Below are 4,360 nucleotides of genomic sequence, written 5' to 3' on the forward strand. Positions count from 1 at the left end.
GAACCAGCTCGCTCGGGCAACGCCTCGCGCGGCGGCATCCGCTGCCGTACGCGCATTCTGCTCGGCGTCCGGGCCCGATGCCGCCGACGCAGCCGACGCCATTGCCGCCTGGATTTGTTGCTTGGCCGAGTCGACCATTTGATTTCCGCTGCCGGCCTGATTTGCAGCTGTCGCACCGACTTGCGCGCTTGTCGCGGCAACACTGCCCGCCGTACTGACGGCTCCAGAGATGAGCGAAGTCATGCCGTAGACAACCAGGAGTGTCATGACTGCCCAAGAGAGCAGGCCATGCAGCCAGCCAAGCACCGGTGCGCAGCGCCCCGCATAATAGGAACCGACGAAAACCGCAATGACGGTGGTGACGATAACCCACACCCCAGAGCCAAATCCAAAGCCGTGCAACGCATCGGGGTTAGACATCGGCGAAAGGAGCGAAGCGCCGACAGCCGCGCCTAGGACGCTCATGATCAAATAAACGATCATTGAAAGGATGACGCCCGCGATGACGGCCCCCCAAGACAAGCGTGGTAGTCCATCGCTGGTTATAAGCAGTTTCATAACTCCTCCTGATGTTTGTTTAATTTTGTCCAAGCCTATGGTGGCCGCAAACGCCGTGCCATACAGTGAGCCGCAGGCATTCAAGTCCCGATCGATAAAGAATGGAGGTTGCCGTGAACAACGGAACCCTGGACATGAATTCGAGCGCATTTGCGATCTCACATAGCGGATAAAGGCCCGCCTTTAGCTTCCCGGGCGTTTTTTGATGCCGATGCCAGGGCAACACGTTGTCCGTCCATTGCGTTATGTTGGAGGTGGACGAACCCCCACCTGACTTGGCCACTTTCAACCGAGACTCCAGCGCTGACATGACACTAGATCCACGGGCCGACAACAGCACCGCCACGAGCATTTCTGAAGCGATTCACGAAAATCTGGAGAAGGTCTCGCAGTTTGCGCAGCGCGAGGATGCGAAGCGCACCGTGCTCCAAAGAGTGATTGAGCGAGTGAGCGTGTTCTTTGGCGAACCACGGTTCCTACTGACTTTCCTATGTGCGAGCGTGGCATGGATTGTCAGTGACGTCTTGTTGCATCACCTGGGCTATCGCTATTTCGACGAACCACCATTTTCTCTGTTGCAAGGCATTATCACTTTCATCGGCGTCCTAATCACGATGGCGGTGCTCACTCGGCAAAAGCGCTTAGCGCGTGTCGAGGAAGACCGCGCGCATCTTGAACTCCAGATTAATCTGCTGGCCGAGCAGAAAACCACCAAGATCATCATGTTGCTTGAGGAGCTTCGACGGGATCTTCCTCACGTACCTGATCGGCACGACCAACATGCGGAAACGCTACAGGCGGCGACCAATCCAGATGCCGTTCTTGAAGCAATTGAGCAACGAAAGGAGCAGCGCGAATAGCTTGTTTTGTCGATGGAGAGGTCCTCCTCATGTGCTCGGCGCCATTACCCCAAGAAGAGCAATCAAAGCGTCCAGTGCGTTTCCTTTTCGACAATAGGCGTCGATGCCTGCCGGTATGCCTTGCAAGAGTACAGCGTCTTCGGGTAGCGAGGTGTGAGCGACAATCGGTGTGTCGGCACATTGGCTCAGCTTGCGAAGCTCCTTGGCCACGCCGAAGCCGTTCATGAAAGGCATTTCGATGTCGAGCAGCACCACGTTCGGGGGCCATCTCTTGACTATTTCGAAGCAATGAACGCAGTCGGTTATTTTCACCTCGAAGCCTTCGACCTCGAGTACTGCAGCAAGCGCTTGGGCGATTCGTTCGTCGTCGTCGATGACCAGAGCGCAGACAGGCCTGTTCAATGGCTTAAAGATGCGCGTGCTCCAAACGCGGGAGGATGGCAAAAAGTGCGGCGCTTGACATGTGGTTTCCTGGAGGCAAGACCTTTCACACCCTCAGCAACGACGGTGCCAAAGACTGCGATTGGCAGCCTGAATAAGCCGACATCGGAAACGACGGTCATGCGGAAAGCTGTTTGCCATTTCGCTTCTTGCACGCACGGCCGCCCCACGGCCCTGCTCTATTCCGATCCCGACACGGACGGCAGTGGAAGTAGCGGGTTACCGGAACAGGCAGCATTATTCGATCGTGCAAGGACAGGCTCGAAATACTAAAGCTCGGGCCTCAGCGGGTCGCCATCGATGATCGCAAGCCCTTGTCGTTTCGCTGCGTCTACCGCATCTAGCTTGCTACCGAACGGCCCAATCTCTGCGGCGCCTTCAAACGGATAAAGCAGTCGACCATCGGTTTTTCGCACGACCGCCAAAGTTCCGTAGAATCCTCCAGACGGTGATCCGCGGTAGGAAGCGTAGACCTCGACGTCGCTTTCGCTGGTGCCCGCAACAGGAGGCACGACTTTCCTCGGCAAGCGAGTCGTTCTCGGACGCCGTTGCGTTGCATTCATAGCACCTCCCGGGTGAGGAGTCCGACGACACGAGTGCAATCCATGGTCCTCAACAACACCATAGTTGCATGTAGGTGCCTTACTAACGCCAAGTTTGACTAATGGACCTCGGAAGACCCGCGCGAATTCAACGTCAACGACTCGCCTTTCGCAAACCCAGCCACACTAAACGATTTCGGCGATGAACAAGAAATTGGCCAGTTCTAAGGAAGGGGACGAGATATCGGTGTCACGCAATCACCCGATCGTCGACACAAAACGCGCAAAGCTGATTCGCTGCCTCAGGATCCACGCTGCCGAGACCCTTGACCTACCCTTGGGACGTTTCAACCGCTCAGTGCTTGTTCAAGTAGACTCCCGCACGAAATACCGCACTAGCGGAACAAGCCGCTCGGCGTCAGTGGGCTTCGCACAGAACGCATCAAACGCCGCGCTTTTTGCGCGTTCACGGTCCGCGCTCTCTGCGGCGGCTGAATGTGCGATTAAAATCGTGTCGGCAAGGTGCGCTGACTTCCGGATTTGTTGGGAGACATCCAGCCCGCTTATGTCCGGCATCCAGATATCTAGCAACGCGACGTCGGGCTGCCAGTCGCGCGCTTTTCGAAGCGCTGACTCCCCTCCGTAGGCGACGGTCGTGTCGATATCAAACAGGCTCAGCACGCAACAAATAGCATCAGCTGTATCCCGAAAATCGTCAACCACGAGCACGCGAGGCATCGCGACGCCCCGTCTTTTTCGCATCGTCCAGAATTCACATCGAGGCGATAGTTCTGCATCCCACTTCATACGCTCTCCGATTGTTCGACCCGACAACGGTCTGCGGCCACAAGCGACGTTTCGTCGAGTTGATGATGGCTGTGCTCCGACTTCGCGCTCTCGATAATGAATTGTACGAGCACTTCTATAAGAAGCCCTAAAAAAAAGCGCGAACAGGCTACTTACTCTCGATGAACACCCTAACCTTCCATTGTATCGACGACGAGAATGGCTAAGCCGATCCTCCACGACGTACTGTGGGCACTCATTGAACGGCTGCTGCCCCTCCCAAACCGCGACGAATCCGTTACCCGGGACGCAAGCCGCTTGATAATCGAGCGGTGCTCACAGGCATCCTCCTTGTCTTACAGACGGGCCTGCGTGGGACCAATGCCTCGCGAGGTGGGCGACGGCAGTGGCATGAGTTCCTGAAGTCGTTCGCGTGACCGGCAAGCCGCCGGCGCATGGGAGGAGTTGCACGAGGCGCTGCTTGCGCGATTGCGTGTAGCCGACTTAGACCAACTCGACGGCGTAATCTCATCCCCATATTGTGGATCGAAGCCAGCGGATCTGGGCACGTAGGCTGACGTGTTGATCCGTTGATCCGCGTCAATGACGACGGCGAGAATGAGCCCCTCTTTGCGCTGGACAACGATGTGCCCTCTGCAAACGCCAGACGCGAACTAGTGGCTGGGAGAAGGTTTTCGCAGCAAGTTTGCATAGGGTCTTCAGCACCCGCCGCGCCCTAAGATTGATGCTCACGATCAGAGCGCTTCGCCCGATGTGTTAAGTAGCCGTTGGTCTGGGGACGTCGGCCCATCTAAAATAGCGGAGCGACGACCGAGACTTTCTTGGCCGCAAAACAGGGTGCCGGAGATGGACAGGAAAGTGGAAGCTAAAGTGCGGACCGTGCTTGTCGTTGATAGCAGCGCGTCAGATCGTGAGTTGACGACGGCAGCGCTTGCGAAAAGCGAGCGGCGCCTTAAGATGATCGCGGTGGAAGATGGTCAGCAAGCGCTCGATTTCCTGACGTGCAGAGGAGCTTGGAAGGACAGGCTGTCGATTTCGCCTGCGTTCGTTCTTCTAGGGTCTGTTTACATTCTCACTAGCGGTCCAAAGGCACAGGCAAGCGAAGCAAAGGCGAGATAGTTGCCGGCGAGCTTGTCGTAACGCGTGGCGACG

6 protein-coding genes and 2 pseudogenes are annotated in these 4,360 nt (G+C 56.7%); 3 read left to right on the forward strand and 5 right to left on the reverse strand.

What is annotated here, in order from left to right:
* Positions 1 to 558 (reverse strand): hypothetical protein (locus tag QCE79_RS38890; protein ID WP_309854439.1); only part of this gene is annotated, 558 nt, incomplete at its 3' end.
* Between the two features lie 308 nt (positions 559 to 866).
* Here QCE79_RS38890 and QCE79_RS38895 point away from each other — a divergent pair.
* Positions 867 to 1,418 (forward strand): DUF1003 domain-containing protein, encoded by a 552-nt coding sequence (locus QCE79_RS38895; RefSeq protein WP_309854442.1) that lies wholly within the window; start codon positions 867 to 869, stop codon positions 1,416 to 1,418.
* 27 nt (positions 1,419 to 1,445) lie between these two features.
* On the opposite strand, the gene QCE79_RS38900 is transcribed toward QCE79_RS38895, so the two are convergent.
* Positions 1,446 to 1,820, reverse strand: coding sequence for a response regulator (locus QCE79_RS38900; protein ID WP_309854445.1), 375 nt, complete (start codon positions 1,818 to 1,820; stop codon positions 1,446 to 1,448).
* On the opposite strand from QCE79_RS38900, the gene QCE79_RS38905 reads away from it, so the two are divergent.
* The gene (locus tag QCE79_RS38905; RefSeq protein ID WP_309854453.1) at positions 1,707 to 2,132 is read left to right on the forward strand and encodes a hypothetical protein; all 426 of its coding nucleotides are present in this window, start codon (positions 1,707 to 1,709) and stop codon (positions 2,130 to 2,132) included. The two genes, QCE79_RS38900 and QCE79_RS38905, sit on opposite strands and share 114 nt — an antisense overlap.
* Here QCE79_RS38905 and QCE79_RS38910 read toward each other — a convergent pair.
* Together QCE79_RS38910 and QCE79_RS38915 are read right to left on the reverse strand one after the other, a co-directional pair.
* Complete coding sequence (locus QCE79_RS38910; protein ID WP_309854448.1) at positions 2,129 to 2,422, reverse strand: DUF6723 family protein; 294 nt, start codon at positions 2,420 to 2,422, stop codon at positions 2,129 to 2,131. The genes QCE79_RS38905 and QCE79_RS38910 overlap by 4 nt on opposite strands.
* 345 nt (positions 2,423 to 2,767) lie before the next feature.
* Positions 2,768 to 3,208 (reverse strand): response regulator, encoded by a 441-nt coding sequence (locus QCE79_RS38915; protein ID WP_309854451.1) that lies wholly within the window; start codon positions 3,206 to 3,208, stop codon positions 2,768 to 2,770.
* A gap of 198 nt (positions 3,209 to 3,406) precedes the next feature.
* Here QCE79_RS38915 and QCE79_RS38920 point away from each other — a divergent pair.
* A pseudogene (locus QCE79_RS38920) lies at positions 3,407 to 3,691 on the forward strand (transposase); the annotation flags it as partial.
* A gap of 581 nt (positions 3,692 to 4,272) precedes the next feature.
* Here QCE79_RS38920 and QCE79_RS38925 read toward each other — a convergent pair.
* Positions 4,273 to 4,360: pseudogene (locus QCE79_RS38925) on the reverse strand (IS5/IS1182 family transposase); the annotation flags it as partial.

The sequence above is a fragment of the Caballeronia sp. LZ003 genome (genome assembly GCF_031451465.1).
Lineage (GTDB): Bacteria > Pseudomonadota > Gammaproteobacteria > Burkholderiales > Burkholderiaceae > Caballeronia.